Source organism: Hydrocarboniphaga sp. FW305-C-57 (assembly GCF_058783045.1).
In genome coordinates, this window is the sequence record NZ_JBYSYG010000006.1 from 301,073 (window position 1) to 327,691 (window position 26,619).

Here is a 26,619-nt window from a genome sequence, read left to right on the forward strand (position 1 = left end):
TGACGCCCGGCGAGGTTCGAGACCTGAAAAGCTGCATCGCCCGCGGCCCGGCGTGCGCGAAGTACTGGCCTAGCCAGGCCGATGATCTGCAGCACTGTGATGCGGCGGTGACCTGGCTGCGCAGCGCCCTGAAGGGGCCGCTGGCGCAGCGCAACGAAATGTTCGGGGCGGACCCGGCGGCAGAACCGGCCTGGAAGAAGCTGCCGCGTTCGGGAACCACCACCGCTCCACCGCGCTTCGATGTCACGCAATCAGCGAGCACCGATCCCTATGCCGCGACGAGCGCCGGCATTACGCCAGAGGCCGCCAAGGAGGCGGGATGGGATGTAGGTGTGCTGACGAGCGCCATCAAGGCCGGTGGCCAGGTGCTGCAGGATCAGGCGGCCCTCGACAATCCCGAGGCCGCGATGGAAGCCAAGGAAATATTGCAGAGCGTGGGCCTCGGAGAGTACGCGGCTTCGGATGCGGCGATCGCCGGCACAATGCCGCCGCAGGGCAATGGCGGGGAATATGAACGGTACTACGCAAAGTACTCCCGGTCGTCCGCGCTGGCATGCTCACCCGACGTATCGCCGGAATTCCGCAGGCGTTGGAGCCGGTTCACCGACCCCGACCTCGCCGAGTTCTATAGGAACGTCAGTCGACCGGGTCAGGTAGAGGCGAATGCGAAGAAGTATGCGCCCCGCGTGAGCCAGTACTCCCTGCGTGACCAGAACAATGAACTGGGGCGCGGATATTTCCAGGCGCTGGAAACCGCGCGCAGGGCCTGTCAGATCACCGTAGCTTGCGCCGACGGCGATGCGGAATATGCACGCTTCCCGATGGCTTTGAGTTCAAGCATCACGACGCATGGACGGATTGGCGTGGAGACCGGTGCGCTGGCCGCACTGCAAGTCGCCTACGCCGCCTTGCAGATGAACGCGGAGTTCATCGACGAGTATTCGCACTACATCCGCGAGTGCATGGGTGCTGCGGCGCCGGGCGGGTTTTCAGCTTCACCGCGTGGGCAGACGTCAAATTCCCCTTCCGCCCCGCTGCGAGAAAGTGAGATCTGCCCCCTGAGCGAGCCGGAAAAGTCTCGATGCGACGCACGCAATGCAGCGCGCAGGAGAGGGGGATGACAATCCTGAGTACGGCAAGCCATAGAAACGCGTAGGTCCTTGCCCTGGGCGGGACATCGGAAAAAGGCTTCCAGGGTTCTTGGTGCACCTTCCGAAGCGGCTCATGCCGCTTGTTGGCGCTGAGTGATCTGAGTCGGCTACCACCCTTGGATTCCTTCAAGGTGGGCCGTGGGCGTAAGCGCCTACAATGCGCGGATGTCTTCCCCCGCCGCCACCCGCAGCTCGCTGATCGCCTCCACGCGCGAGACGGTCGGTCAGCAGAACATGATGCAGCTGATCCAGCTGCGCTGGATCGCCGTTTTCGGGCAGATCGTGACGATCGCCTACGTCACGCTGGCCTACGGCATCGAGCTGCCGCTGCTGCCGATGTCGGCCGTGGTCGGTTTTCTCGTCGGGCTCAACCTGTTCAGCCTGCTGCGTCCGCGACAGCACGGCGAGGTCACCCATGGATCTCTCACACACGGCCTGCTGCTCGACGTCTGCGCGCTGACGGCCTTGCTCTACCTCAGTGGCGGGGCGACCAATCCGTTCGTGTTCCTGTATCTGCTGCAGGTGACGCTCGCCGCGGTGCTGCTCGAAACCTGGGCCGCCTGCGTGCTCGTGCTCGTGACCGGCTGCTGCTTCGCCGCGCTGATGCGCTACTACGTGCCACTCAAGCTGCCGTCGTCCGACCCCGATGCATTGTTCGAGCTGCACGTGCTCGGCATGCTGATCTGCTTCGTGCTCGATGCGGCGCTCGTGGTGATCTTCATGACGCGCATCAGCCGCATCCTGCGCCGTCGCGACGAACGCCTGGCCGATCTGCGCCAGCGCGCGGCCGAGGAAGATCACATCGTGCGCATGGGCCTGCTTGCCTCGGGTGCGGCTCATGAGCTCGGCACGCCGCTGGCGACGCTGTCGGTGATCCTCGGCGACTGGAAGCGCATGCCGGTGTTCGCGGGCGACCCCGATCTGTTGCAGGAGATCGACGACATGCAGGTCGAGCTGCAGCGCTGCAAGACCATTCTGACCGGCATTCTGCTGTCGGCCGGCGAGGCGCGCGGCGAATCACCTTCGGTGACGACGCTCGCGGGCTTCTTCGACGAGCTCGTCGACGAATGGCGCAACACGCGGCCGGTGGTCGACATGCGCTACGACTTCGATCCGGACCATGAGCTGCGCGGCGACCTGCCGGTGGTGTCCGATCCGGCGCTCAAGAAGGTGATCTGCAACGTGCTCGACAACGCGCTCGAAGTCTCGCCGAACTGGATAGGCCTCGAGATCACGCGCAGCTACGACGATCAGCTGTGCCTGGTCGTGCGTGATCGCGGGCCGGGCTTTCCGTCGTGGATGATTCCGCAGATCGGCAAGCCGTATCAGTCGACCAAGGGCCGTCCCGGCGGCGGGCTTGGGCTGTTCCTGGTCGTCAACGTGGCGCGCAAGTTCGGTGGCAGCGTGAGCGCGGAGAACCTGATCGGCGGCGGTGCTTCGGTGACTTTGAAACTGCCGCTCGCGGCGCTCGCGATCGGGGAGGGAGCATGAGCGAATCGGCGAGCCACTTGAACGAGGACGAGCGTCTGTTGCTGATCGTCGAGGATGACGCGGCCTTCGCGCGCACGCTCAAGCGCTCGTTCGAACGCCGCGACTGGCGCGTGATTCTGGCCGCCAGTCTCGACGAGGCGCGCGAGCTGCTGCGCACGCATGCGCCGACCAATGCCGTGGTCGATCTGAAGCTCGGCACCGAATCGGGCCTGGCCGTCGTGCAGGCCTTGCATCAGCACGACGCCGACATGCTGATCGTGGTGCTGACGGGTTTCGCGAGCATCGCCACCGCGGTCGAGGCGATCAAGCTCGGGGCCAGCAACTACCTCGTCAAGCCGTCGAACACCGACGACATCGAGGCCGCGTTCTCGCGCACGCCCGGCGAAGTCGACGTGCCGGTCGCCGCGCGGCCCACGTCGATCAAGACGCTCGAATGGGAACGCATCCACGAGACGCTCGCCGAGACCGGCTTCAACATCTCCGAAACCGCGCGCCGGCTCGGCATGCACCGGCGCACGCTGGCACGCAAGCTCGGCAAGCGCTTCGTTCCCTGAACGCCGGCGCGCGCATTACCGCCCGTATCCACGGCGGGCGGGAGTGCTCGCGTCTTGAGGTACAATCGGCTCGCGTGGCCCGCGCAGCCGTTCCGCCGCAGAACCACCACAACGTCAGCCTCATAACCTGCACCCGGTTGAGAACGCCTTCGCGTCTCGGCCACGCAGCAGGCTGGCCGATGGTGTCTGTGGCTATGCCGTACGGGCTCGCACGAGTGTTCGGATGGAGCGCGCCAGGCGCTTCGCGTCCGGATGCGCCGCAGTTCGCAGACACGATGACGACGCATGAGAACGAACGAGAACGCGCATGATGCCGGGCAAGGCCCGATGAGCCGCGTCGCGGCCCACTGGTGGAGCTCCTGATGCCACTGCTGTCGGATGCGCTGCTGCTGCAGGTCATGGCGCTGGCGCCTTTCGCGGGCGCCGCGGTGGCGTTCTTCCTTCCGACCTACGCGCGCAACTGGGCCGCGGCGCTGGCCTGGGGCGTCGCGTTCACGGGGCTGCTCTGCGCGATCCTGCTGTATCCGCATGTGAACGACGGCCAGGTCGTGCGGCACGAGATCGCCTGGCTGCCTTCACTCGGCGTGAATCTGGTGCTCAGGCTCGACGGGCTCTCGTGGTTGTTTGCGATGCTCGTGCTCGGCATCGGTGCGCTGGTGGTGCTCTATGCGCGCTACTACATCGCCAAGAAAGATCCAGTCTCGCGCTTCTTCATGTTCTTCCTCGCGTTCATGGGCGCGATGCTCGGCGTGGTGATGGCCGGCAATCTCGTGCAGCTCGTGGTGAGCTGGGAACTCACGAGCCTGTTTTCGTTCCTGCTGATCGGCTACTGGCACAGCAATCCGTCGGCGCGCGACGGTGCGCGCATGGCGCTCACGGTGACTGCGACGGGCGGCCTGTGCCTGCTGCTCGGCATGCTGATCATCGGCCGCATCGTCGGCAGCTTCGATCTCGACGTGGTGCTGAACTCGGGCGACGCGATCCGTTCGAGCCCGGCCTACGTGCCGGCGCTGATCCTCGTGCTGCTCGGTGCGCTGACCAAGAGCGCGCAGTTCCCGTTCCATTTCTGGCTGCCGCGCGCGATGTCGGCGCCGACTCCGGTCAGTGCGTATCTGCATTCGGCGACGATGGTCAAAGCCGGCATCTTCCTGATGATCCGCCTGTGGCCGGTGATGTCGGGCACCGAGGCCTGGTATCTGATCGTCGGCGGAGCGGGCACGGCGACGCTGCTCGTCGGCGCGTATTCGGCGATCTTCCAGCACGACCTCAAGGGCCTGCTCGCGTACTCGACGATCAGCCATCTGGGCCTGATCACGGTGCTGCTGGGGCTCGGCAGCCCGCTCGCCGCGGTGGCCGCGATCTTCCACGTCGTCAATCACGCCACCTTCAAGGCCTCGCTGTTCATGGCCGCGGGCATCATCGATCACGAAACCGGCACGCGTGATCTGCGGCGCTTGAGCGGGCTGTCGCGCAGCATGCCGATCACCGCGACGCTCGCGATGGTGGCCGCCGCAGCGATGGCCGGCGTTCCGCTGCTCAATGGCTTCCTGTCGAAGGAAATGTTCCTGGCCGAAGCGGTCGCCAATCGCGGCGGGCATTACCTGAGCACCTTCCTTCCCGTGGTCGCGACGGTGGCGAGCGCGTTCTCGGTGCTGTATTCGCTGCGCTTCATCCATCAGGCCTTCTTCGGCGATTCGGCCACCGATCTGCCGCAGCAGCCGCACGAGCCTCCGCGCTGGATGCGCTTCCCGATCGAGTTTCTCGTGCTGCTCTGCGTCGCGGTCGGCACGGTGCCGGGGCTGACGATCGCGCCGTTTCTAGCATCGGCCGTGGTTTCGGTGCTCGGTGCGCAGACACCCGAGTACAGTCTCGCGATCTGGCATGGCTTCAACGCGCCGCTGATCATGAGCCTGATCGCGCTCGTGGGCGGCGTGGCGCTCTACGCGGCGTTCCGGCGCTCGATCAACACCAATCCACGTGGAGGCCCGCTGCTGCTGAGTCCTTTCGACGGCGGCATGCTGTTCGACAAATCGCTGGCGCTGTTCTACCGGCTCGCACGCGAGCTCGAGGATCGCTTCAGCACCGAGCGCCTGCAGTGGCAGCTGCGCTGCCTGATCCTGTGCGCGATGGCGGCCGCGTTTCTCGCACTCGGTGACCGCGGGCTCGCGCTGGGCGACAGCTTCGAGCATCTGTCGGCGGTCGATCCGGTGTTCGTGCTGCTCTGGGTGATCGGCTGCACCTGCGCGATCGGGGCGGCCTGGAGCGCCAAGTATCATCGGCTCGCGGCGACCGTGCTGATGGGCGGCGCGGGTCTCGTCAGCTGCCTGAGCTTCGTCTGGCTGTCGGCGCCCGATCTCGCGCTCACGCAGCTCGTCGTCGAGATCGTCACCACCGTGCTGCTGCTGCTCGGCTTGCGCTGGCTGCCGAAGCGCCACGAAACCATCGCGGTCAGCACCGAGAACATCGAGCGCAACCAGCGTCGTCGCGCGGGCGATTTCCTGATCGCCGTCGCCTCGGGCTCCGGGCTCGCGCTGCTGTCGTATGCGGTGATGACGCGGCCCGCGGGCGAAAGCATCGCCCACTTCTTCCTCGAGCGTTCGTATTCCGAGGGCGGCGGACGCAATGTCGTCAACGTGCTGCTCGTCGATTTTCGTGGCTTCGACACCCTGGGCGAAATCACCGTGCTCGGCATCGTCGGCCTCACCGTGTTCGCGCTGCTGCGCCGCTTCCGTCCGGCTACCGAAAGCCTGTCGCTGCCCAAGCAGCAACAGATCCAGAACGATCACGATCGCCGGGACGAACAGCGCGAAGTCGGCAGCACGCTATCCGACACCATGCTGATTCCGCGCGTGATCATGAAGTGGCTCTATCCGGTCATCATCGTGCTCGCCGTGCACCTGTTCCTGCGCGGACACGACTTGCCGGGCGGAGGCTTCGTCGCCGGCATCACCATGTCGATCGCGGTGATCCTGCTGTACATGGCCTCCGGCGCGCGCTGGGTGGAGGAGCGGCTCGATATCCATCCGCTGTCGTGGATCGGGCTCGGCCTGCTGATCGCCGCGCTCGCCGGTACCGGATCCTGGCTGTTCGGCCATCCGTTCCTGACTTCGTGGTTCCGCTATGTCGAGTTTCCGCTGCTCGGCAAGCTGCCGCTTGCATCGGCCGTGGTGTTCGATGCGGGCGTGTTCATCCTCGTCGTGGGGGCCACCGTGCTGACGCTCGTTGCGCTCGCGCACCAGTCGCTGCGCAAGCCGCGCGAACGTGTCGCAAAGCCCGAGGCGGCGACCGAAGCAGGCGACGCTCAGCAGGAGAATGCGTAATGGAGATCGTCGTCGCCATCGGCATCGGCGTGCTGACCGCATCGGGCGTCTGGCTCATGCTGCGTCCGCGCACGTTCCAGGTGATCGTGGGGCTTTCGCTGGTCGCCTATGCGATCAACCTGTTCATCTTCTCGATGGGCCGGCTGCGCATCGATTCGCCGCCCGTGCTCGTCAACACCGACGCGATCGACGTGTCGCAATACGACGATCCGGTGACGCAGGCGCTCGTGCTCACGGCGATCGTCATCAGCTTCGCGTTGAGCGCCCTGTTCCTCGTCGTCCTGCTCGCCTCGCGCGGCGCCACCGGCACCGACCACGTCGACGGCAAAGAGACCGATCAATGACGCACTGGAGCGATCACCTGATCCTGCTGCCGATCGTGCTGCCGCTGATCGTCGCGGCGGCGATGCTGCTGCCGGGCGGCGAGCACCGGCGCATCAAGTCCGCGCTGAGCCTCGGCACCACGCTCGCGCTCGTCGGTATCGCACTGACGCTGACGATCTTCGCGATGAGCGGCGCGCCCGACGGCGGCGACACCGCCAAGGTCTACGCGCTCGGCGACTGGCCGGCTCCGTTCGGCATCGTCATGGTCGTCGATCGGCTGTCGGCGATGATGCTGCTGCTCACGAGCGTGCTCGGCTTCTGCACGCTGCTGTTCGCGCTGGTGCGCTGGGATCGCGCCGGGCCGCGTTTCTACTCGCTGTTTTTGTTGCTGCTCATGGGCGTGAACGGCGCGTTCCTGACCGGCGATCTGTTCAACCTGTTCGTGTTCTTCGAAGTCATGCTCGCGGCCTCGTATGGCCTGGTGCTGCATGGCTCGGGCGAGCCGCGCATCCGCGCGGGCCTGCATTACATCGCCATCAACCTGCTCGCCTCGACCTTCTTCCTGATCGGCGTGAGCCTGATCTACGGCGTCGCGGGCACGCTCAACATGGCCGACCTGGCGGCGCGCATCGCCGAGATTCCGCCGGGCAATCGCCGCTTGCTCGAAGCGGGCGCCGCGATTCTCGGCACCGCCTTCCTGATCAAGGCCGGCATGTGGCCGCTCGGATTCTGGTTGCCGAACACCTATGCGGCGGCCAGCGCACCGGCGGCGGCGATGTTCGCGATCATGAGCAAGGTCGGTGGCTACGTGATCGTGCGCCTGTCGCTGCTGCTGTTCGGATCGCAGGGTGGCGATTCCGCGGGCTTCGGCAGCAGTTGGCTGCTGGTCGGCGGCATCGCCACGATCGCCTACGGCACCGTGGGCATCCTCGGCACGCGGGAACTCGCGCGCGCCGCGGGCTACGTGCTGCTGATCTCGTCCGGCACCATGATCGCGGTGGTCGGCACCGGCAGCACGCCCGCGCTGTCGGGCGCCTTGTTCTACATGGTCGGCTCGACCTTCGCGGCGGCCTCGCTGTTCCTGCTCGCCGGCATCCTCGAGCGCTCGCGCAAGGGCGCCGCGACCGCGGCCGAGCCGGTGTTCGCCGACGAGTATCACGATCCGTTCGAGAACCACGACATCGAGGAAGTGGGCGTGGTGATTCCACCCGCGGTCGCCACGCTCGGCGTCTGCTTCGTGATCTGCTCGCTGCTCGTCGCCGGCGTTCCGCCGTTCGCCGGCTTCATCGGCAAGTTCGCCATCTTCAACGCGCTGCTGCCGCCTGACGAGCCGGCGGGCATCGCGGCCTGGGCCGTCATCTCCGCGCTGACGTTCTCGAGCCTCGGCCTGCTGATCGCGCTCGTGCGCCTGGGCGTCTCGCTGCTGTGGATTCCGGGCGAAACCGGCGATCTGGCGGCCTGGCCGACCGAACTCGCGGCGCTCGGCGCACTGCTGGTCTGCGCGCTCGCGCTGACGCTGTGGGGTGGCGCCGCCTTGAACTACGCCGAGCAGACCAGTGCCTGGCTCAATGCTCCGGCCGGCTACATTCGCGCCGTGCTGCTGGGGGCTCCATGAAATCGTTCGCGCAACGCCTGCTGCCGCATCCCTTGCTGTCGCTGGGCATCCTGCTCATGTGGGTGCTGCTGCAATCGTCACTGAAGCCCGCGACGCTCGCGATGGGCACGCTGCTCGGCCTGCTCGTTCCGTTCGTGATGATCGCGCTGCAGGTCGAGAAGCCGCGCATCCGTTCGCCGCTCAAGCTCCTGCGGCTGCTCGGGGTCGTGCTTGCCGACATGCTGCGTTCCAATTTCGCGGTCGCGAAGGTGATTCTGTCGAACCAGCAGCGCGCGCGCGTTTCGGGCTTCGTCGAGTTGCAGCTGCGCATGCGCAATCGCCATGGCCTGGCGCTGCTCGCGATCATCCTGTCCTCCATTCCAGGCACGCTCTGGGTTCAGTACGACGCGACCACCGGCAAACTGCTCGTGCATGTGCTCGATCTGATCGACGAAGACGACTGGTCGTGGATCGTTCACCACCGCTATGAAGCTCCACTGATGGAGATCTTCGAATGAACGCCGCAGCCGTTCTGTACTGGGGGCTGGGACTGGCTCAGCTGATGCTCGTCGTCGCCATGTCGTTCGCGGCCTGGCGCGTGCTGCGCGGCCCGCGCGCGCAGGATCGCGTGCTCGGCATGGATACGCTGTATCTCAATGGCATGCTGATGATCGTCTCGGGCGGCGTGCGCACCGGCAACGCCCTGTACTTCGAGGCCGCGCTGATCATCGGCCTGCTCGGTTTCACCGCCACCGTGGCGCTCGCCAAATTCCTCATGCGCGGCGAGGTGATCGAATGAGCCTGTCCGAATTGCCGCTATGGCTGGCCTGGCTCGTCGCGATCATCGCGATCGCGGGCGCCGCGATGTCGCTGATCGGCGCGATCGGGCTCGGCCGGCTGACGAGCTTCTACGATCGCGTGCACGCCCCGACGCTCGGCACCACGCTCGGCACGATGCTCGTGCTGACGGCCTCGATCGTGCTGTTCTCGTGGATCGAGCAGAAGCTCGTGCTGCGCGATTTGCTGATCGGCCTGTTCCTCACGCTGACGACGCCGGTGACCCTGATCCTGCTCGTGCGCGCCTCGATCCACCGCGACCGCAGCGAAGGACGCGAAGAGGTGCCGGCGCAGAAGGACGAGGGGTCGGTGTGAGTTGGCAGGCGCGTCGTCGCGCTGCCTCTAAGATGCCGCTGAGCCAGCTTTGGGAGGGGGCATGAAATTAGCGGTTGGGGGCTTGCTTTGGGCCGCTGCCAGCCTGGCATACGTGGCCGAGCCTGCGCTTTCCGTAGACGGCGATCGCAAGCCGACGGTCGTCCTTCTGCACGGTTTGGCTCGCACCCCAGCTTCGATGAGTAAGATGGAGGCTGCGCTCATTGAGGCCGGCTACCACGTCTGCAATATCGGCTATCCCTCACGCGAACATTCGATTGTCGATCTCGCGAAGCGATATGTCGCACCCGCGATCGCCCGTTGTGCTCCCAATAAGAACGAGAGAATCAACTTCGTCACGCACTCCATGGGCGGAATCGTCGTTCGGGAGTTGGCGCGAGCGGGACTGCAGCGCTCCTTCGGTCGGGCCGTGATGCTTGGGCCACCGAACCACGGGAGCGAAGTGGTCGATGAAATCGGAGGTTGGCGCTTGTTCGAAGCACTGAATGGCCCGGCGGGGCGCGAGTTGGGTACGAAAGCGGGATCGGTCCCGAAAGGCCTCGGGCCGGTGACGTTCGAGACGGGCGTCATTGCGGGCCGACTGTCGATCAACTGGGTCAACTCCCTGATGATCCCCGGTGTTGACGATGGCAAGGTCTCGGTCGAAAGCGCAAAGCTCGAAGGCATGCGGGATTTCATCGAGATACCCGCGACTCACCCGCTTCTAATGCGTAATGCTGAGGCGATAGAGCAGACCATTCACTTCCTGAGTACAGGCTGCTTTGTGCATGAGGATCAGCCTAGGACTTGCCTCGATACGTCGCAGCCGTAGTTCCTTGATCGCTTTTTGGGCTTCGAGCAGCGTTCGCTCCGAATGCCCATGCTATCGGCGAGCGCTGCCTGTGACTCCCCGGTGCGACGCGGGCTCAGCGCAAGGCCAAGCCGGCTTTCTGAAGTTCGTCGGCCACAAGACTGGCAATGTCGTGTGCGTTTTGACGTTCATGCGGCAACATTGCGCCGATTAGATGCTTAACCGGCAATATATTTCCCTTCTATCGTGACTTGCCCGCAGCCGATTATGCCCGCGTGGCCTCGCGCCTGCCGTGTACGCGTCCGAGCGCAAATCCCGTCGCCGCCCAGACCGCGCACAGCAGCGCGCCGATGAACATTGCGAGCGACGGATGCTCGCCGATCGCGTCGAGCGCCCGCTTGAGCCAGCCGCTGATCGCGTCGCCGCCGCGGTAGACCGCGGTGTCGATGAAGTTCTTCGCCTTGTATTTCTGCTCGTCGTCGACGGCGGTGTAGAGCAGCTCGCGGCCCGGCCGCACGAGCGCGTATTCGCCGGCCCGGCGGGCGACCATGACGATCGCGAAGGCGGCGAAGGTCGGTGCGAGCGCGAGCCACAGGAATCCCGCGGTGATGACGACCGGCACGGCGACGAGCAGGGCGCTCACGCCGAGCCTCTGTGCGATGCGCCCGGTCAGGAACAGCTGCGTGAGGATCGCGAGCGCCTGTACGAGCGTGTCGAGCAGGCCGAACACCTGCGTCTGCCGGGTCCGATCACTGAAGGTTTCGGCGACGATGCGCGCCTGCTCGAAGTACAGGAAGGTGCTCACGCTCGCGAGCAGGATCACGAACAGCGCGGTGCCGAGCAGGTACGGCGAACGCAACACGGCGGTGGCGCCGGCGAACGGATTGCCTCTGAGCGGTTTCACGCGCGGACGCTCGGCTTCGTCCGGCAGTGGCGCACGATCGCGCCAGGCTTGCAGGGCGATCGCCGCGCCGAGGCTGCCGCAGAGCAGCAGCGCGGACAGCAGAACGAGCCCGGCGTGGCCGATGGGCCCGACGAGCAGAGCGCCGAGCATCGGCCCGACGAGTCCGCCCGCGCTCGCGCCACTCGCTACGAGCCCGAACAGGCGCTTGGCCTGTTCGGCCGCGAGCACGTCGGCGAGCACGCTCCAGGCCACCGAGATCGTCAGCAGATTGAAGACCGAGAGCCAGATGTAGAACGCGCGTGCGATCCAGGCGTTGTCCGGTTCGACCGCGAACGCGGCGGCGAACAGCAGCAGGTTCAGCGCGAAGAACGCGTAGGTCCATGGCAGGATGCGTCGACGCCGAACCTTCGAAGCAAGCCAGCCGAACAAAGGCAGGGCGACGAGCGTAGCGACGAAGGTGCCCGTGAACAGCCATTGCAGATTGTCGACGCCGCCCGCCACGCCCATGGTTTCGCGCACCGGCCGCAGCATGAAATAGCCCGCGAACAGCAGGAAGAACAGCGCGAGTCCCGCGATCGCGGCGGGCGCTTCGTCGTCGCGCAGATTGAACGAGCGCGCGATGAAACCCGATGCGCGCGTCGCGTCGCCCGGAGCAGGTCGCACGCGTGCGGGCTCAGGCGAACTGGCGAATCAGCGCCTGCTGCTGCGCGGCGCTCAGCAGTGGCCCGACGCCGGCCTTGAGCTGGTCGGCCTGGCGCTCGGGCTTGCCGGTTGCCGGAATCACCGCGGTCACGGCCGGATGACTGATCGCGAATTTCAGGAACAGCTGCGCCCAGGAAGTCACGCCGACTTCGGCCGCCCAGTCGGGTAGCGCCGTTTCCTTCACCTTCGCGAACAGGCGACCATCGTCGAAGGCGCGGTTGATCAGCACGCCCACACCCTTGTCCTGCGCGAGCGGCAGCACCGTGCGCGCGGCGCCCGGCGAGTTCACCGAGTAGTGGATCTGGATGAAATCGAGCTTCTGCGTGCGCAGCACTTGTTCGAGCTCGGGGAGCCCGGCGTCGACGTAATGAGTGACCCCGACGTAGCGCGTCTTGCCTTGCTGCTTGAGCTCCTGCGCATACGGCAGCTGGCGCTTCCAGTCGCGCAGATTGTGGATCTGCAGCAGCTCGACTTTATCGGTGCGCAGGCTGCGCAGCGATCCGGCCCATTGCGCTTCGGCGGCTTCGCGCGAATCGGCCGCGATCTTGGTCGCCAGAAAGGTCTTGCCGCGCCAGCCGCCTTCGGCGAGGAGCTGGCCGAGCACGGCATCGGCACCGCCGTAGTTCGGCGACGTGTCGAACACGCTTCCGCCGCCGTCGAAGAAGACCTTGAGCACCTGCTTGAGCTGCTCGTAGGGGGCGGAGCCCACCTCGACTTCGAAGCTGCCCGAAGTGCCGGCCCCGATCACGGGCAGCTTTTCGCCTGATGACGGAATGCTGCGCGTGAGCAGGGGCGCGGCGCCTGTGGCCCATCCGGCGGTCGCTGGAATCAGGCCGATGCCGCCCGCGATCGAAGCCCCGGCGGCGAGGATGTGACGTCGTGTGAATCCTTGCGTGAGCATCTAGGCCTCTCCTTAGCGGTTCAACTGCGCAATCCATTTTGCGAGCAGAGCTGATCTAGCGACCACGCGCGCAATACCTAAGTTCTGACGACGTAAGCAAACAGGGCTCGGCTAAGCCTTGAACCTTCGCCTTCATTGGCTATGGACACAAGCACCGACCAGGGGAGTAGATTCAGGGGGATCGCCTGCTGGGGCAGGCGGCTCAGGGAGGAGGAAACATGGATAGCGATAAGGGCCTTAAAGGCCTCGCGGTTTTGCGCGCCGGTCGGCGGCATTGGTCGATCCTCAGCTTGTTCGTGCTTTGCATTGCGCTCGCCGCAGGCAGCATTTCGCCGGTGCAGGCCTCGCCAGGCGACCCGCTCGGCGAGGCGTTTCGTATCGACATCAACGGCAGTGCCGGCTTCGAACCGCTCGTGGCGCGCAACGGGGCCGGGCAGTTCGTCGTCGTCTGGACTGGGGCGACCGAAGCGCAGCAGATCTACGACTGGCGCTTGTTCGCGCGGCTCTACGAGGCCAACGGCACGCCGAGAACGGGCCCGGTTCAGCTGCCGCCGATGCAGGCGCCGCTGGAGGTCGCGCTCGCCATCGACGGGGCGGGCAACTTCATCGTCAGCTGGCTCGCCGATTCCGATCGCCGCATCGATTTCCAGCGCGTGAGTGCCGATGGAGTCCTGCTCGGTTCGGTGCAAAGCGTTCAGTCCGCCGCGAATCTCAGTGGCGGTCACGCAATTGCGATGAACGAAAGCGGCGACTTCGTGCTGGCCTGGAGACAAGGACGGGGACTTTCCGTGCCGCTGCCGATCATCGACGGTGGCTACGGCTCGATTTCATTGGGCGTGGGATCGCTGGTAGCCCGACGTTTCTCGGCGAATGGTGCGCCTATGGGCAAGCCGACGCAGATCGTCGCCGAGCTGACTGCGCCCGAGCTGCTCGCCGGTCCCAGAATCGGGGTACCGCCGTCGGTTGGGCTCGATGCCGCCGGCAACGCTGTCGTGACCTGGGTCGATAGCACGCCGAGCGGAACCAGCATCAAGGCCCGGCGGATAAAGGCCAGTGGCGCGGTGGCCGGACCCGCGTTCACGATATCGAGTCAGGCTGTGCAAGGAGCTTCGAATCCAGTCGTCAGCGTGGCGCCAACCGGTGACTTCGCCATCGTCTATGAAGCCCGGCACATGACGGGATCGCAGACTTCGTCGGGCACCGACATCCATCTGCGCCGTTATGCCGCGAGCGGCAACGCGCTCGATGCGGGGCAATCGCTCAGCGATAGCGTCGGCGTGTCGCCGCCGACACTGGCGCTGGCCGCCAACGGCCAGGCGGTCGTTGCCTGGACCGGTACTGCCGCTCCGTACTGCTGCGCTTCGTCGACCCTGCAGTTCCAGCTCGTCGGAGCCGACGGAGCCAGGATCGGCCCGAACACGCAGGCAGTCGCCGGCAGCACCAGCAACCCTGCCGTCGCCAGCGACGCCAATGGCAACTTCGTACTCGTCTGGACCCGCGGCGGCGCGATGGGTGCGCTGGAAGGGCGCTTGTTCGCGGGGCATTGAAGGGTGGCTGCTCGGCTCCTTGAGGGTGATAGCGGCTTGCGCTGAAACAGTCAGGCCCGAAACGCGCATCCGGGTGAAACTGACGACCGAGTCTGGTGGTTCTCCCCGTAACCATTCATGTAGTCCTGATCCTACATTCATGTAGGCGGATCGTGTGGGTTACGAGCGGTCCGATTCGCCCCGATGGAAGGGGCGGCGGACATTCGATCGCCGGCTGGCGATTACTTTTCGGGGGAACTGGGAATGACGATTTCGATCGCGGCTCGCAAGCCGCGTGGGGGCGGCTTGCTGTCGGCTCGCTGGTTGGCGCTCGGCGCCTTGCTCGTGAGCGGCGCCGCGCATGCGCTGCCGCCGACGCCGGCTTCGGGCACCTTGTCCGAAAGCGCGCCGTTGCTGACTTTCGGCGGCACCACGGTGGCGGGCTTCAACCCGCTCGGACTCAGCGGCCAGAATCCCTGCCGCACCGGCATGATCGAGTGCGATCGCTTCGCGCTGACCATCGACCTGCCGGCCAATTACGCGAGCACGCACCCGGACACCAAGCTCAAGCTGACGCTGTCCTGGGAATACGCGAGCGACGATTACGACCTCTACCTGAGCACGACCGCCGGCACCGAAGCGGGTCGCAGCTCGACGAGCGGCGCGACCGAAGTGATCGAAATCGCCCCGACCGCGGGCAGCTACAACGTCGACGTGGTGCCAGTGTTCGCGTACTCGAACAGCTACACCGCGCGCGTCGAACTCGTGCAGCCCGGCAGCACCGGCGGCGGAACGGGTGGAGGAACCGGTGGCGGCACCGGCACGCCGGCTTCGGGCAACGCCTATGACGAAGTGCCTTCGGTTCCGGGCGCTCCGCGCACGGTCGTCGCCGACATCGATTCGGGCATCAATCCGTATCACGACGCCTACTACCACGGCGGCGCGATCTACGGCGACAGCTATCCGCATGCGGTGACCCGGGAAGTGCTCGCCGCGCTCGGCGTGAAGCCCGAGAACGTGGTCAAGCTCACGCGCACCGGCAACATCGAAGCCGACATCGCGGCCGACCAGGCGTTCTGGGATCGCGTGCAGCCGCACGAGCTCTACCACTTCGTCGGCACCAACATCATCGCCACGTCCTACGCGGGCGAAGGCCTGGCGCCGCTGGTTCCGGACGTGGCCAAGAGCGCGCACGGCGTCGGCACCGCGAGCTCGGTGTTCTTCGCCAATCCCGAGACCGTGATGTTGTTCGTCGAGACCGAGGGCGATCTCGGCAACCAGGCGGCGCACGATCTGGCCTTCCTGCATCCGGAAGTCGACATCGTCACCACGAGCTACGGCGTCTCGATTCCGAGCACCGGCATTCCGCTGCCCGAAACGCGCGCCTTCTTCGACTCGTACAAGGGCGTCGTCGAGATGGGCAAGCTGCACTTCAGCTCGGGCGGCAACGGCCCCGGCCTGACGCCGTTCCGTGCGGGCGCCGGTCCGTGGTGGAGCATCGGCGTCGGTGGCATCGAAGAGGGTTCGAGCGAAGGCGACACGCTGATCTCGGGCGTGTTCCCGGACTTCGTCTCCGACTTCACGCAGGACATTCCGTACTGCATGGATTGTGAATCCGAGATCGACGAAGGCGTCGGCGGCACCAGCTTCTCGACGCCGCGCTCGGCTGGTCTGGCCTCGCGCGTGCTGCTCAAGGCGCGTCGCCTGGTCGGGCATCAGGGCGGCGTGCAGGTGGTCGACGGCGTGCCGTTGATGGTCAACGGCAAGGGCTATCACATCAGCAACTGGCTGCTGCGCCGCGCGCTCGAACAGGCGGCCTGGATCCCGGGCATCACCGAGTACGATCCGCTGCAGGGCGTGTTCGACCTCGGCGGCCTGCCGATCAATCCGCTCGCGCCGTGGCTGCAGATCGGCTGGGGCGATCTGACCGTGCTCGACAGCAAGCAGGTCGTCGACAAGGCGCTCGGCCATCTCGAACTGGGCCTGACGCTCAACGACAAGGACGTCGGCTTCTGCGACTTCCAGACCGCGATCATCCAGGAGCGCAAAGCGTATTGGGACGAGATTGCGCCGTTGCTTCCGGACGTGCTCGGCGGCGAGCAGACCGGCACCACGCCGGCCATCGATCCGTTCATCTATTGCGCGAGCACCACCGGCATGCCGGCTTCCAACGACCCGGGCGGTGCGCCGGTGGACAGCGACGGCGACGGCATCGTCGATGGCCTCGACAACTGCCCGAACGTCTCGAATGCGGGCCAGGCCGATGCCAACGACAACGGCGTCGGCGACGCCTGCGAAACCAACCCGAACCGCGCGCCGGTCGCGGCACTGAGCGGCCCGGCGACGGCGGTGGCCGAGTCCAGCGTGAGCTTCGACGGCTCGGCCTCGACCGACGCCGATGGCGATGCGCTGAGCTACACCTTCGACTTCGGCGACGGCATTACCGCGACGGGCACTTCGGCGATCGCGAGCCACGTCTACGCGGCGGCCGGGCGCTACACCGTCACGCTGAGCGTGAGCGACGGCAAGGGCGGAAGCGCGAGCGCCCAGCAGCCGATCGAGGTCTCGGCCAAGCCGGTCGATCCGGAAGAGCCGACCGACCCGACCGATCCCGTGCTGATCGACGCCAAGCTGTCGGCCGACAAGACCACCGGCGAGATTCCGCTGACGGTGACGTTCGACGCCGGCGCGACCACCGGCTGCACCGACGGCTGCCGCTACACCTTCGTCTACGGCGACGGCGCGCAGTCGACGACGCAGGCCGAGGCGACGCATCGCTACACCTACACCGCGGCCGGAACCTTCCGTCCGTACGTGATCGTGAGCGACGGCATCGGGCAGTCGGCGGTTTCGGCCAAGCTCGAGATCTTCGCCAAGACGAGCGTCGTGGTGACGCCGGGTGGCGAGACCGTGGCTCAGCTCGTGCTCGAAAACGCACGCGGTCCAGCGCCGCTGGCGGTGACCTTCGACGGTTCGCGCTCGATCGCGGCGCAGGGTCGCACGATCAAGAGCTATCGCTTCGACTTCGGCGACGGCTCGGCCGTGCTCACGACCACGCAGTCCAAGGTCACGCACGTCTACACGCAGCCCGGCACCTACGAGCCGACGCTGACCGTGACCGACAACGAAGGCGCGACCGCCAAGGCCACGGCCAAGGCCGAGGCGATCGCGAACAGCTCGCCGGGCGACGGATCGGGTGCCGGTGGTGGAAAGGGCGGTGGTGCGTTCGGCCTGTTGAGCCTGCTGCCGCTGATGCTCGGTGCGGCGATCAGGCGCCGCCGCACGGCCTGATCTCGTGGTGGGTGACGCGCTTCGCGCCAGCCCACCGACGTTCTCCAACTAAAAAGCGCGTGCCGATGAAGATCGGCACGCGCTTTTTCATGCTTCGAAGTCTGTGTGAAAAACGAAGCTCAAGCCTGCGCGCGATCCTGCTCGGCGAACACTTCCTCGGCCAGGTGATAGGCGTGATTCGCCGCCGGCACGCCGCAGTAGACGCCGGCCTGCAGCAGCACTTCCTTGATCTCGTCACGCGTCACGCCGTTGTTGCGCGCCGCGTTCAGATGCAGGCGCAACTCGCCGTCGCGACCGAGCGCGACCATCATCGCGATCGTCAGCAGCGAGCGCGTGTGACGCGGCAGGCCTTCGCGCGTCCAGATCGTGCCCCAGGCGTTGCGCGTGATGTAGTCCTGGAAATCGGCGGTGAATTCGTTGAGCTTCTGCAGCGAGCGGTCGACGTGCGCATCGCCGAGCACTTCGCGACGCACTTTGAGCCCGGCGGCATAGCGATCTTTCTCGTCCATCTCAGTTCTCCAGGAATTCGATCACGGCCCGATCGAACGCCGCCCGATCGCCGATGTTGGACAGGTGCGCCGCCTCGAGCGTGACGAGGCGAGCGTCGGGAACGCGCGAGGTGACGAATTCGGCATCGGCGATGGTCGTGACCGGGTCCTGGCGGCCTGCGACGAACAGCAGCGGATGGCTGATCCCGCCGAGACGTTCGCGAAAATCCGCGCCGCGCACGACCGCACAGTTGGCGGCGTAGCCGAGCGGATCGCAGCCGAGCAACTGCTGGCGGACGACTTCGACGACCTGCGGTTGCGCAGCCGCGAATTCGGGTGTGAACCAGCGGCTGATCGCGCCGGCCGCAGTTTCGGCCATGCCGGTGCCGGTCACGCTCGCGATGCGCTGGTTCCAGCCCTCGTCGTTGCCGATCTTGGCGCCGGTGTTGCAGAGCACGAGCTTCTGCAGCCGCGAGCCCGCGTTCAGGCCGAGCCACTGGCCGATCAGGCCGCCCATCGACAGGCCGCAATATGAAAACTGGATCAGGCCGAGCGCTTCGGTCAGCGCGAGCACGTCCTTGCCGAGCAGCTCGACGCTGTACGGCCCCGGCGTGATCTGCGACTGGCCGTGCCCGCGCGTGTCGTAGCGCAGCAGGCGGAAACGTTCGGCGAAGGCCGGCAGCTGCGCGTCCCACATTTCGTAGGTGGTGCCGAGCGAATTCGACAGCACGAGGACAGGCGCGCCTTCGGGACCGTCGAGCCGGTAGCGGCAACGGTGTCCGTTGACCTCGATGAAAGCCATCCGATGTTCCCTTCGAGTCTTATAGGTTTCTTGGCCGGCCCCGGCGCAGCCGCTGCACGAAAAACGCGAGGCAAGGTTGGCATCGTCGCAGATGAGCTCGAGCAAATGGCGGCGTCCAGCGACACGCGCTTGGACAAGCGTTCGATCGCCGATGAGCGGCATCGTACGAAACCGGCGCGTTCGCGCCGGACGAGCCCGTACGGGTTGGGCGCTCAGCCCCGGAGCATCGACAGCGCGTGGTCGGCCTCACGGATCTCCATGCAGCACGCCTCGCGCATGCAGAAGGGGCGACGGCCGAGGCAATGGCCGCGCCGGCCGCGGTGGATGAGCGCATCGTCCGCGCAGATGCCGCGACTGCATCTCTGCAAGCTTGCGATCTGTCCGCGCTTTATTCGGACCGGCGGCCGACGACGTCGCCTCTTCAGCGTCGCATGAGGCGTCGCAACAGCTGCGTGCGCGTGTGCACCTCGAACTTGCGGTAGATGGAGCCGAGCTGCGTTTCGATCGTCCGCCGCGAGCGCTCGAGCCGCTCGGCGATGGCCTGGTTGCTGAGCCCCTCGGCGATCAGCAGCGCGACCTGGCGCTCGCGCGGAGTGAGCCGCTCGAGGCTCGCGTTGACCGAGCTGGATTCGGGCAAGGAAGCGAGCGGCTGCTCGGTGAAGCTCACCACGTAGCTCGGGCAGCGCGCCGGCGGCTCGGCGCCGAGCCCGTCGCGCAGCAGGCTGATGCGCAGCGCGGCATCGCGCGGGTGCGTGAACTGCCAGAGCCCGTTGCGCAGACTCGCGCGATCGAGCAGCTCGGCGATTCCACCGGGCAGATGCAGATGCTGGTGGCTTTCGCCGAGATTGTGGTTCCAGCGCTCGCAGAGCCGCTGGGCCTGCGCGGTCGCGAACAGGCAGCGGCCGTCGGCATCGATGCCCATCGCCGCGATCGGCAGGCGTGCCAGGCAGGCGTCGAGCGTCGCCAGCCGGCGGCGTTCGCCCTCGAGTGCGCGCATGCGGTGCAGGCTGGCGTCGATGTCCGGATACAGCTCTTCGAGAAAGCGCAGCTCGTCGGCGGTGAAGCGCGCGTCGCTGCCGCCGCGGCGAATGCTCAGCACGGTGTCGAGCCGTGCCTCGTTCCAGAACGCCAGGTGCACGAATTCGGACCATTCGTCGTGATGGCGCTCCTGTGCGATGCGCCGCTGGCGTGCATCGGGGTCTTCCGAGACGATCTGCGAATAGGTGTAGACGCGCACGCGCGGATGCGCCGCCAGGAACGGACGCGAGATCGCGATGCTGTTGGCCGGCAGATAGTCCGGCTGCAGCGCGTCTAGCACCGTGTGACGGCTGCGCGCAGGCTCGCCGTCGCCGATGTCGAGCATGAGGCTGCACGAGCGATGCGGCAGATGATGCCGGATCAGCCCCTGCGTGGCCTGCCAGAGATGATCGAGCGAGAGCGAGCGATGCAGATCGCTGCGCAGTTCGGTCGCGACCGACGTCGCCGACGGTGAAATCCCGGCCCACATGGTGATGCTTCCTCAATGATCCAGTGCGCAGCGGATCGAGCAATCGTCATGCCGAACGGTGTGGATTCAGTGGAATTACGCGATGAAGCTTTTGCATCGCTTATGCGTTTTCATATGGCGATGCCCGCGCTGCATGGATGCTGCCTGGTCATGCAGATCGCGCATGGCGCGCCTGCGCAGCGCGTTTCAGATCATGTCCGCGTCGCGTCGCTTGAACGCCTCGTCGAGCAGGCTCACGAGCTTGTCGATATCGAGCGGCTTGGTGAGGTGCTCCAGAAAGCCGGCGGCGAGGCTCGCCGCGCGGTCGGCCTGCTGGCCGTAGCCGCTGACGGCGAACATCAGCGGCGGTTTCGCCATTTCGCGCGTGAGGCGCTCGGCGATCTGCAGGCCGTTCAGGCCGGGCAGGCCGATGTCGAGCAGCATCGCGTCGGGTTCGCTGTCCTTGGCGATCTGCAGCGCCGAAGGCCCGTCGTGCGCGACTGCGGTGCGATAGCCCATGCCTTGCAGCAGCAGTTGCAAGCTCAGCGCCGCGTCGAGATTGTCGTCGACCACGAGAACGTAGCGTGGTCCGGCGGTTCGCGGCGCGGTGGATCGCAGCACGTTCACCGCGGGCGAGGCGATCAGTGGAAGCTGCACGAGGAATTCGGCACCGGGCGCGGTCAAAGGATCGCTGCGGACCTCGACATCGCCGCCGTGCATGATCACGAGCTGCTGAACGAGGCTCAGCCCGAGCCCGAGGCCGCCGAGCGAGCGCGAGGCTTCCTGTTCGCCCTGAACGAACAGGCCGAAAATATGCGGCAGCACCTCGGCCTTGATCCCGGGTCCGTTGTCGCGCACGAGAATGCGCGCATTGCTTCCCTGGCGCTTGAGGATCAGCTCGACACGTCCGCCGGCCTGGGTGAACTTGGCTGCGTTGTTGAGCAGGTTGCTGACGATCTGGATCAGCCGCGCCCGGTCGCCGCGCACCCACAGCTCGCTGTCGTCGATCTCCAGATGCAGGACGTGGTGCTTGGCCTTGATCATCGGCTCCACGGCTTCGAGGGCTTCCATCAGCATGCCGCGCAGGTCGACGGCCTCGAACTCCAGATGCACCTTGCCGCTGCTGATGCGGCCGACATCGAGCAGGTCGTCGACCAGCCGCGTCATCTGCTTGACCTGCCGGTCGATGATCTCGCTCGCGAGCCGGACCGAATCCGGCTGCGTGTTCGGCAGCTGCAGGATCGTCATCGCATTGGCGATCGGAGCGAGCGGGTTGCGCAGCTCGTGGCCGAGCATCGCGAGGAACGCGGTGATGCGGCGGCTTTCGTCCTCGAGCGCGCTGATGCGTTTGCGCTCGGTCAGATCACGCGTGATCTTGGCGTAGCCGCGATGCTGGCCTTGCCCGTTGTACAGCGCGGTGATGACTACGCTGGACCAGAAGCGCGTGCCGTCCTTGCGCAGGCGCCAGCCTTCGTCCTCGAAGCGGCCGTCGCGCAGGGCGAAGCGCAGCTCGTCTTCGGGCCAGCCCGAGGCGATCACATCGGGCGGATAGAAGATCGAGAAATGGTGGCCGATGATCTCGGCCGCGGTATAGCCGGTGTTCTTCTCGGCGCCGGCGTTCCAGCTGATGATGGTGCCCTGCGTGTTGAGCATGAAGATGGCGTAATCGCTCACGCCGTCGACCAGCAGACGAAAGCGCTCCTCGCTCTGGCGCAGGGCTTCTTCCTGCTGGCGACGCTCGGTGAGATCGCGCGTGATCTTGCTGAAGCCGATGTGCACGCCGTTGTCGTCGACGAGCTTGGTGATGATGATGTTGGCCCAGAAGCGGGTGCCGTTCTTGCGCAAGCGCCAGCCTTCGTCCTCGAAGCGCCCGAGCTTGATCGCGTAGCCGAGCTCCTGGGCGGGCCAGTTACGAGCGAGATCCTCTTCGGTGTAGAAGGTCGAGAAATGCCGGCCGATGATGTCTTCCGGCTCATACAGCTTGAGCCGCCGCGCGCCGGCGTTCCAGGACCGCACGTAGCCTTCGGTATCGAGCATGAACATCGCGTAATCGCCGAGCGTATCGACCATATGTCGATAGTCCGCGTCCAGCGGCGGCGTGACGGCGACCGTGCGGGCCCGCATTGAGCGGGTGTCGCCAATGTTGTCTATTGCCGGCGGCTCCATGCCAGCTTGCTCTGCCTTCATCCCGCGTCTGTCTCCGGCTCCGTTTCCAGCGACCGCTACATCAGCTTGCGGCTGCGTTTTAGCACAGTGACTTTCGCGACTGCCAGCAATCGACAAGCCGGGGGGCGGCGGCCCCAGCTCTAGAGGCCGGGAATGCGCTTTGCTGCCTCCTGGCCCCGACGAATCCCAGTGGATGTCGCGTCTCCCCGCAGCGATTCAGCTGCATGCAAGCGCGACGCAAGAAAACTAGGCTCGTCCGCTGACCCGTGCGGACATCTCTCAATCCCCCCACGAGAGTTCAGGCCCGTTCACTCCCCCGGAACGGGCCTTTTTTGTTCGCGGATATCTGACGCCTCAGTTGCAGGCGATATGGCTTGTCGCGCTCGAAGGCCGCAGTCGGGCGCCTAGAGTCGCGCGAGGCGACGGGGCTCGTACCTCGAAGCTCGTACCTCGAAGCGGTGGAGGCAAGCCGATGTCGATGCGCTGCCCGATGCAGGCCGGGCAGGGACGCGCTTTTCACACGGAGGCGCGGAACTCAGATCGAGCGATTGGGGCCGAAGCCCATGCGGATCACGTTGACGGGCTTGCGCTCGGTCAGCAGCCCCTGCTCGCGCTGCTGACGCAGCCGAACCAGACGGCCGACGGCAAGGACGGCGACGACGATCGAAGAGGAGAGCACGAAGGTCGTCATGGCGTCTTCTCAGGCGGCCAGCGGGAGCATTGAGCGCATCGGCACTCGGAACCATGCGCGGTCGGACCGTTTCCATTCCTGGCCACAGGCCGCGCAGGCGTAGAGCGGGAAGTCGGATTCGAGATCGGCGCCGAGCCGCTCGAGCAGGATGGGGACATGCATATGACCCTTGCTCAGAGCGTTGCAGCTGGCGCAGTGAGTGCTCATCCCTAGGCTCCGCAATCTCGTTTCGAATGACCGGCCGAGATTACGGGCAGAAAAATGAATGCGCGATTGACCGATCGGGCTATGCCGAAGCGTCAAGGTCGCCGCAACAGAAAAGCGCCGCGCCCTTTGCAAGGCGCGGCGCTCGCGTTACTGCAAAACGCCGTGGCTTATTCGAACACGAAGCTGTCGATCGGCAGCTTGGTCAGCGACTTGCTCGGCTTGATCATCGAGGTCGCGTGGCCCTTGGCGCGCGGCAGCAGATGATCGAAGTAGAAGCGCGCGGTGGCGATCTTGGCCTTGTAGAACTCCTTGGATTCGTTGCCGCCGTGCACGAGCTTGTTGCCCGCGATCTGCGCCTGCAGCGCCCAGAAGTAGGCCATCATCACGTAGCCCGAGTACATCAGGAAGTGATGGCTCGCGGCCGACACCGCATCGCGGTCCTTGCGCGCGGTGAGCATGATGCGCATGGTCAGCACGTTCCACTCGGCCGCGTACTTGGCGAGCGCCGTCGCATAGCTGCGCAGCTTGGCGTTGCGCATGTTGTCGACCGCGAACTTGGCGATCAGCGCGGTGAACTCACGCACCGCACCGCCGCGCGTCATGATCAGCACCTTGCGGCCGAGCAGGTCGAGCGCCTGGATGCCGGTGGTGCCTTCGTACAGCGTGGAGATGCGCGCATCGCGCGCGATCTGCTCCATGCCGTGCTCCTTGATGTAGCCGTGGCCGCCGAACACCTGGATGCCCTGGTTCGCGGCTTCGAGGCCCATCTCGGTCAGAAAGCCCTTCATGATCGGCGTGAAGAAGCCGAGCTTGTCGTCCCACTTCTTGTACTTCTTCTGGTCGCCTTCGATGATCCCGTTGGTCATGTGATCGGCGAACTGCGCGGCGTAGTAGATCATCGCGCGGCCGCCTTCGGCGAAGGCCTTCTGCGTGAGCAGCATGCGGCGCACGTCGGCGTGGTGGATGATCGCGTCGGCGACCTTGTCGGGTTCCTTCTTGCCCGACAGCGCGCGCATCGAGCGACGCTCCTTGGCGTAGCGCAGCGCGCCCTGGAACGACAGCTCGGCATGGCAGACGCCCTGGATCGCGGTGCCGATGCGCGCCGTGTTCATGAACGTGAACATGGCTTCGAGGCCCTTGTTCGGCTCGGCGATCATCCAGGCCTTCGAATCTTCGAAGTTGATGACGGCGGTGGCGGACGCCTTGATGCCCATCTTGTGCTCGAGGGCGCTGCAGACCACGTGGTTGAACTCGCCGACCGAGCCGCCTTCGCCGGGCAGGAACTTCGGAATGATGAACAGCGAAATGCCGCGCGTGCCGGCCGGCGCGTCGGGCAGGCGGGCCAGAACGACATGGACGATGTTCTCGGCCAGGTCGTGCTCACCGGCCGAGATGAAGATCTTGGTGCCGGTGACCTTGTAGCTGCCGTCGGCCTGCGGCTCGGCGCGCGTCTTGACCTGGCCGAGGTCGGTACCGCACTGCGGCTCGGTGAGGCACATGGTGCCGGTCCAGCGGCCTTCGGTCAGCGGCGGCATGTAGGTGGTCTTCAGCTCGTCGGAGGCGTGCTGCAGGATCGTGTTCATGGCGCCGAGCGAGAGGCCCGGGTACATGTTGAACGACCAGTTGGCGGTGCCGACCATCTCGGTCTTGATCAGGCCCAGCGACATCGGCATGCCCTGGCCGCCGTACTCGGTCGGGTGCGAGAGGCCCTGCCAGCCGCCGGCGACCCACTGCTCGTAGGCCTCCTTGAAGCCCTTGGGCGTGGTGACCTTGCCGGCTTCGAAGCGGCAGCCTTCCTCGTCGCCCGAGAGGTTCAGCGGGGACAGCACTTCCTCGGCGTACTTGGCGCACTCGTCGAGGATGGCGTTGACGGTATCGGGGTCCGCGTCCTTGCCGTTCGGCAACTCGGCATAGTGCGCCGGATAGTCGAAGACCTCGTTGAGCAGGAAACGGATGTCGCGAAGCGGGGCTTTGTAGGCGGGCATGAGGGCGACCTTGAATCAAGAAAACGAAGAGGCCGCGATTGTCATGAGCCCGCCGGCCGCTGAAATTGGCCGTGGCGCAGCGGTATATGGTCGCTACGCGGTCGCTGGGGATACAGGGGCGTATGGGGGGCCGGCCGGCTGGTGCGGGCGACCGGCTGTCGGTGTGGGTGGTGATGAAGATGACTAAATTTTCATCTTCCGCCGGGGGGCTGGTAAATCAACCAGGGGTCCGGTTCAGTGCAATCGCCCTGCTAGAGCACCGAGTCAGGGTGCCTGTCTCCAGGATGCCTCAGTGACGAAGGGGCGAAGCTATTCACTGACACGCTGCGAATCTCCAAGTCCCTCGATAGCGAACTGAGCCGCGTCGCCTGCTGGTGAGACGAACGAATAGAAGACTCCGATTACATGCAAGAGCACAGTGCTTTATGTGCCAACTCGGCTGCTTTCGTCGGTTTTTCTACGTCCTCAACGCGCACGATTACCTGCGGCCCTCGGAGCGACGAAGCCACGGAGGCGGGGACATCGGGTGCAGCGTGTGTTTGGCGGCATTCGCACCGTCCTTACTGAATCGCATTCCTTACAGTATCCAAGAACGCTGCGGTGTCGAGGAAGTAATTAGGGTAAGCACGTCGGAGAGAGGCAATAGTGTCAACTGATACAAGCACTGTGAACCGCCCCGGAAAACTCGGAGGCTCCATAACTTGAGAGAATGGAGCCATGGCAAGAGTATCGAAGTATTCCCTGGAGATGCAGGATCGTGCAGTTCGGCTGGTGCTGGAGCATCAGGCCGAGCATGAGTCGCAATGGGCGGCGATTGCGTCGGTCGCTGCCAAGATTGGATGCACGGCAGAGACGCTGCGGCGCTGGGTTCGGCAGAAGGAGCGCGATGCGGGCGTGAGGCCGGGCCCGACGACGGCCGAGCTCGAGCGGATCAAGGCGCTGGAGCGCGAGGTTCGGGAGCTGCGGCAAGCCAACGAGATTCTGCGAAAGGCCAGCGCATATTTTGCCCAGGCGGAGCTCGACCGCCCGCTCAAACGATGATTGCGTTTATCGACGATCACCGGAAGGTCCATGGG

21 protein-coding genes, 1 pseudogene and 1 other annotated feature are annotated in these 26,619 nt (G+C 65.7%); of the genes and pseudogenes, 13 read left to right on the top strand and 9 right to left on the bottom strand.

Annotation, left to right across the window (positions count from 1 at the left end):
- The 10 genes from AC3WUM_RS14635 to AC3WUM_RS14680 all read left to right on the top strand — a co-directional run.
- Window positions 1–1,121, top strand: a 1,121-nt coding sequence (locus tag AC3WUM_RS14635) for a hypothetical protein (protein WP_492411070.1), incomplete at its 5' end; no start/stop codon positions are given.
- Between the two features lie 195 nt (window positions 1,122–1,316).
- Window positions 1,317–2,642 (top strand): ATP-binding protein, encoded by a 1,326-nt coding sequence (locus AC3WUM_RS14640; protein WP_492411071.1) that lies wholly within the window; start codon window positions 1,317–1,319, stop codon window positions 2,640–2,642.
- Complete coding sequence (locus AC3WUM_RS14645; protein ID WP_492411072.1) at window positions 2,639–3,196, top strand: response regulator transcription factor; 558 nt, start codon at window positions 2,639–2,641, stop codon at window positions 3,194–3,196. The genes AC3WUM_RS14640 and AC3WUM_RS14645 overlap by 4 nt, the downstream gene beginning before the upstream one ends.
- Before the next feature lie 362 nt (window positions 3,197–3,558).
- Window positions 3,559–6,516, top strand: a complete 2,958-nt coding sequence (locus AC3WUM_RS14650; RefSeq protein WP_492411073.1) for a monovalent cation/H+ antiporter subunit A — start codon at window positions 3,559–3,561, stop codon at window positions 6,514–6,516.
- Window positions 6,516–6,860: a Na+/H+ antiporter subunit C gene (locus tag AC3WUM_RS14655; RefSeq protein ID WP_007187331.1), complete on the top strand. Its 345-nt coding sequence runs from the start codon at window positions 6,516–6,518 to the stop codon at window positions 6,858–6,860. The genes AC3WUM_RS14650 and AC3WUM_RS14655 overlap by 1 nt, the downstream gene beginning before the upstream one ends.
- Window positions 6,857–8,455: a monovalent cation/H+ antiporter subunit D gene (locus AC3WUM_RS14660; RefSeq protein ID WP_492411074.1), complete on the top strand. Its 1,599-nt coding sequence runs from the start codon at window positions 6,857–6,859 to the stop codon at window positions 8,453–8,455. Before AC3WUM_RS14655 ends, AC3WUM_RS14660 begins: the two co-directional genes overlap by 4 nt.
- Window positions 8,452–8,952, top strand: coding sequence for a Na+/H+ antiporter subunit E (locus AC3WUM_RS14665; RefSeq protein WP_492411075.1), 501 nt, complete (start codon window positions 8,452–8,454; stop codon window positions 8,950–8,952). The genes AC3WUM_RS14660 and AC3WUM_RS14665 overlap by 4 nt, the downstream gene beginning before the upstream one ends.
- A complete protein-coding gene (locus AC3WUM_RS14670; protein ID WP_492411076.1) occupies window positions 8,949–9,233 on the top strand; it encodes a K+/H+ antiporter subunit F in 285 nt (94 codons plus the stop codon). Before AC3WUM_RS14665 ends, AC3WUM_RS14670 begins: the two co-directional genes overlap by 4 nt.
- Window positions 9,230–9,586 carry a monovalent cation/H(+) antiporter subunit G gene (gene mnhG, locus AC3WUM_RS14675; RefSeq protein WP_492411077.1) on the top strand — a complete coding sequence of 119 codons (357 nt, stop codon included), beginning with the start codon at window positions 9,230–9,232 and terminating at the stop codon, window positions 9,584–9,586. Before AC3WUM_RS14670 ends, mnhG begins: the two co-directional genes overlap by 4 nt.
- A gap of 61 nt (window positions 9,587–9,647) precedes the next feature.
- Window positions 9,648–10,415, top strand: a complete 768-nt coding sequence (locus AC3WUM_RS14680; RefSeq protein ID WP_492411078.1) for an esterase/lipase family protein — start codon at window positions 9,648–9,650, stop codon at window positions 10,413–10,415.
- A 244-nt stretch (window positions 10,416–10,659) separates the two neighbouring features.
- On the opposite strand, the gene AC3WUM_RS14685 is transcribed toward AC3WUM_RS14680, so the two are convergent.
- Window positions 10,660–11,919 (bottom strand): NTP/NDP exchange transporter, encoded by a 1,260-nt coding sequence (locus AC3WUM_RS14685; protein ID WP_492411098.1) that lies wholly within the window; start codon window positions 11,917–11,919, stop codon window positions 10,660–10,662.
- Window positions 11,920–11,971: 52 nt separating this feature from the next.
- The gene (locus tag AC3WUM_RS14690; RefSeq protein WP_492411079.1) at window positions 11,972–12,901 is read right to left on the bottom strand and encodes an aldo/keto reductase; all 930 of its coding nucleotides are present in this window, start codon (window positions 12,899–12,901) and stop codon (window positions 11,972–11,974) included.
- 218 nt (window positions 12,902–13,119) lie between these two features.
- Between AC3WUM_RS14690 and AC3WUM_RS14695 the strand changes: the two genes are divergently transcribed.
- Both AC3WUM_RS14695 and AC3WUM_RS14700 read left to right on the top strand, forming a co-directional pair.
- Complete coding sequence (locus AC3WUM_RS14695) at window positions 13,120–14,448, top strand: hypothetical protein (RefSeq protein WP_492411080.1); 1,329 nt, start codon at window positions 13,120–13,122, stop codon at window positions 14,446–14,448.
- A 243-nt stretch (window positions 14,449–14,691) separates the two neighbouring features.
- Window positions 14,692–17,718: a PKD domain-containing protein gene (locus AC3WUM_RS14700; protein WP_492411081.1), complete on the top strand. Its 3,027-nt coding sequence runs from the start codon at window positions 14,692–14,694 to the stop codon at window positions 17,716–17,718.
- A 119-nt stretch (window positions 17,719–17,837) separates the two neighbouring features.
- On the opposite strand, the gene pcaC is transcribed toward AC3WUM_RS14700, so the two are convergent.
- The 7 genes from pcaC to AC3WUM_RS14735 all read right to left on the bottom strand — a co-directional run bounded on the left by pcaC (window position 17,838) and on the right by AC3WUM_RS14735 (window position 25,543).
- Window positions 17,838–18,227 carry a 4-carboxymuconolactone decarboxylase gene (pcaC, locus tag AC3WUM_RS14705; protein WP_492411082.1) on the bottom strand — a complete coding sequence of 130 codons (390 nt, stop codon included), beginning with the start codon at window positions 18,225–18,227 and terminating at the stop codon, window positions 17,838–17,840.
- Window position 18,228: 1 nt separating this feature from the next.
- A complete protein-coding gene (pcaD, locus tag AC3WUM_RS14710; RefSeq protein WP_492411083.1) occupies window positions 18,229–19,008 on the bottom strand; it encodes a 3-oxoadipate enol-lactonase in 780 nt (259 codons plus the stop codon).
- A gap of 421 nt (window positions 19,009–19,429) precedes the next feature.
- Window positions 19,430–20,515 (bottom strand): helix-turn-helix transcriptional regulator, encoded by a 1,086-nt coding sequence (locus AC3WUM_RS14715; RefSeq protein ID WP_492411084.1) that lies wholly within the window; start codon window positions 20,513–20,515, stop codon window positions 19,430–19,432.
- Between the two features lie 186 nt (window positions 20,516–20,701).
- Window positions 20,702–22,618, bottom strand: a complete 1,917-nt coding sequence (locus tag AC3WUM_RS14720) for a PAS domain-containing hybrid sensor histidine kinase/response regulator (protein ID WP_492411085.1) — start codon at window positions 22,616–22,618, stop codon at window positions 20,702–20,704.
- A 577-nt stretch (window positions 22,619–23,195) separates the two neighbouring features.
- Complete coding sequence (locus AC3WUM_RS14725) at window positions 23,196–23,351, bottom strand: hypothetical protein (protein WP_492411086.1); 156 nt, start codon at window positions 23,349–23,351, stop codon at window positions 23,196–23,198.
- Between the two features lie 9 nt (window positions 23,352–23,360).
- Window positions 23,361–23,558 carry a hypothetical protein gene (locus AC3WUM_RS14730; protein WP_492411087.1) on the bottom strand — a complete coding sequence of 66 codons (198 nt, stop codon included), beginning with the start codon at window positions 23,556–23,558 and terminating at the stop codon, window positions 23,361–23,363.
- A 167-nt stretch (window positions 23,559–23,725) separates the two neighbouring features.
- Window positions 23,726–25,543, bottom strand: a complete 1,818-nt coding sequence (locus AC3WUM_RS14735) for an acyl-CoA dehydrogenase C-terminal domain-containing protein (protein ID WP_492411088.1) — start codon at window positions 25,541–25,543, stop codon at window positions 23,726–23,728.
- A 717-nt stretch (window positions 25,544–26,260) separates the two neighbouring features.
- On the opposite strand from AC3WUM_RS14735, the pseudogene AC3WUM_RS14740 reads away from it, so the two are divergent.
- A pseudogene (locus tag AC3WUM_RS14740) lies at window positions 26,261–26,619 on the top strand (transposase); the annotation flags it as partial.
- Window positions 26,539–26,619: a sequence feature (AL1L pseudoknot), on the top strand. This feature is flagged as partial in the annotation. (Overlaps the previous pseudogene by 81 nt.)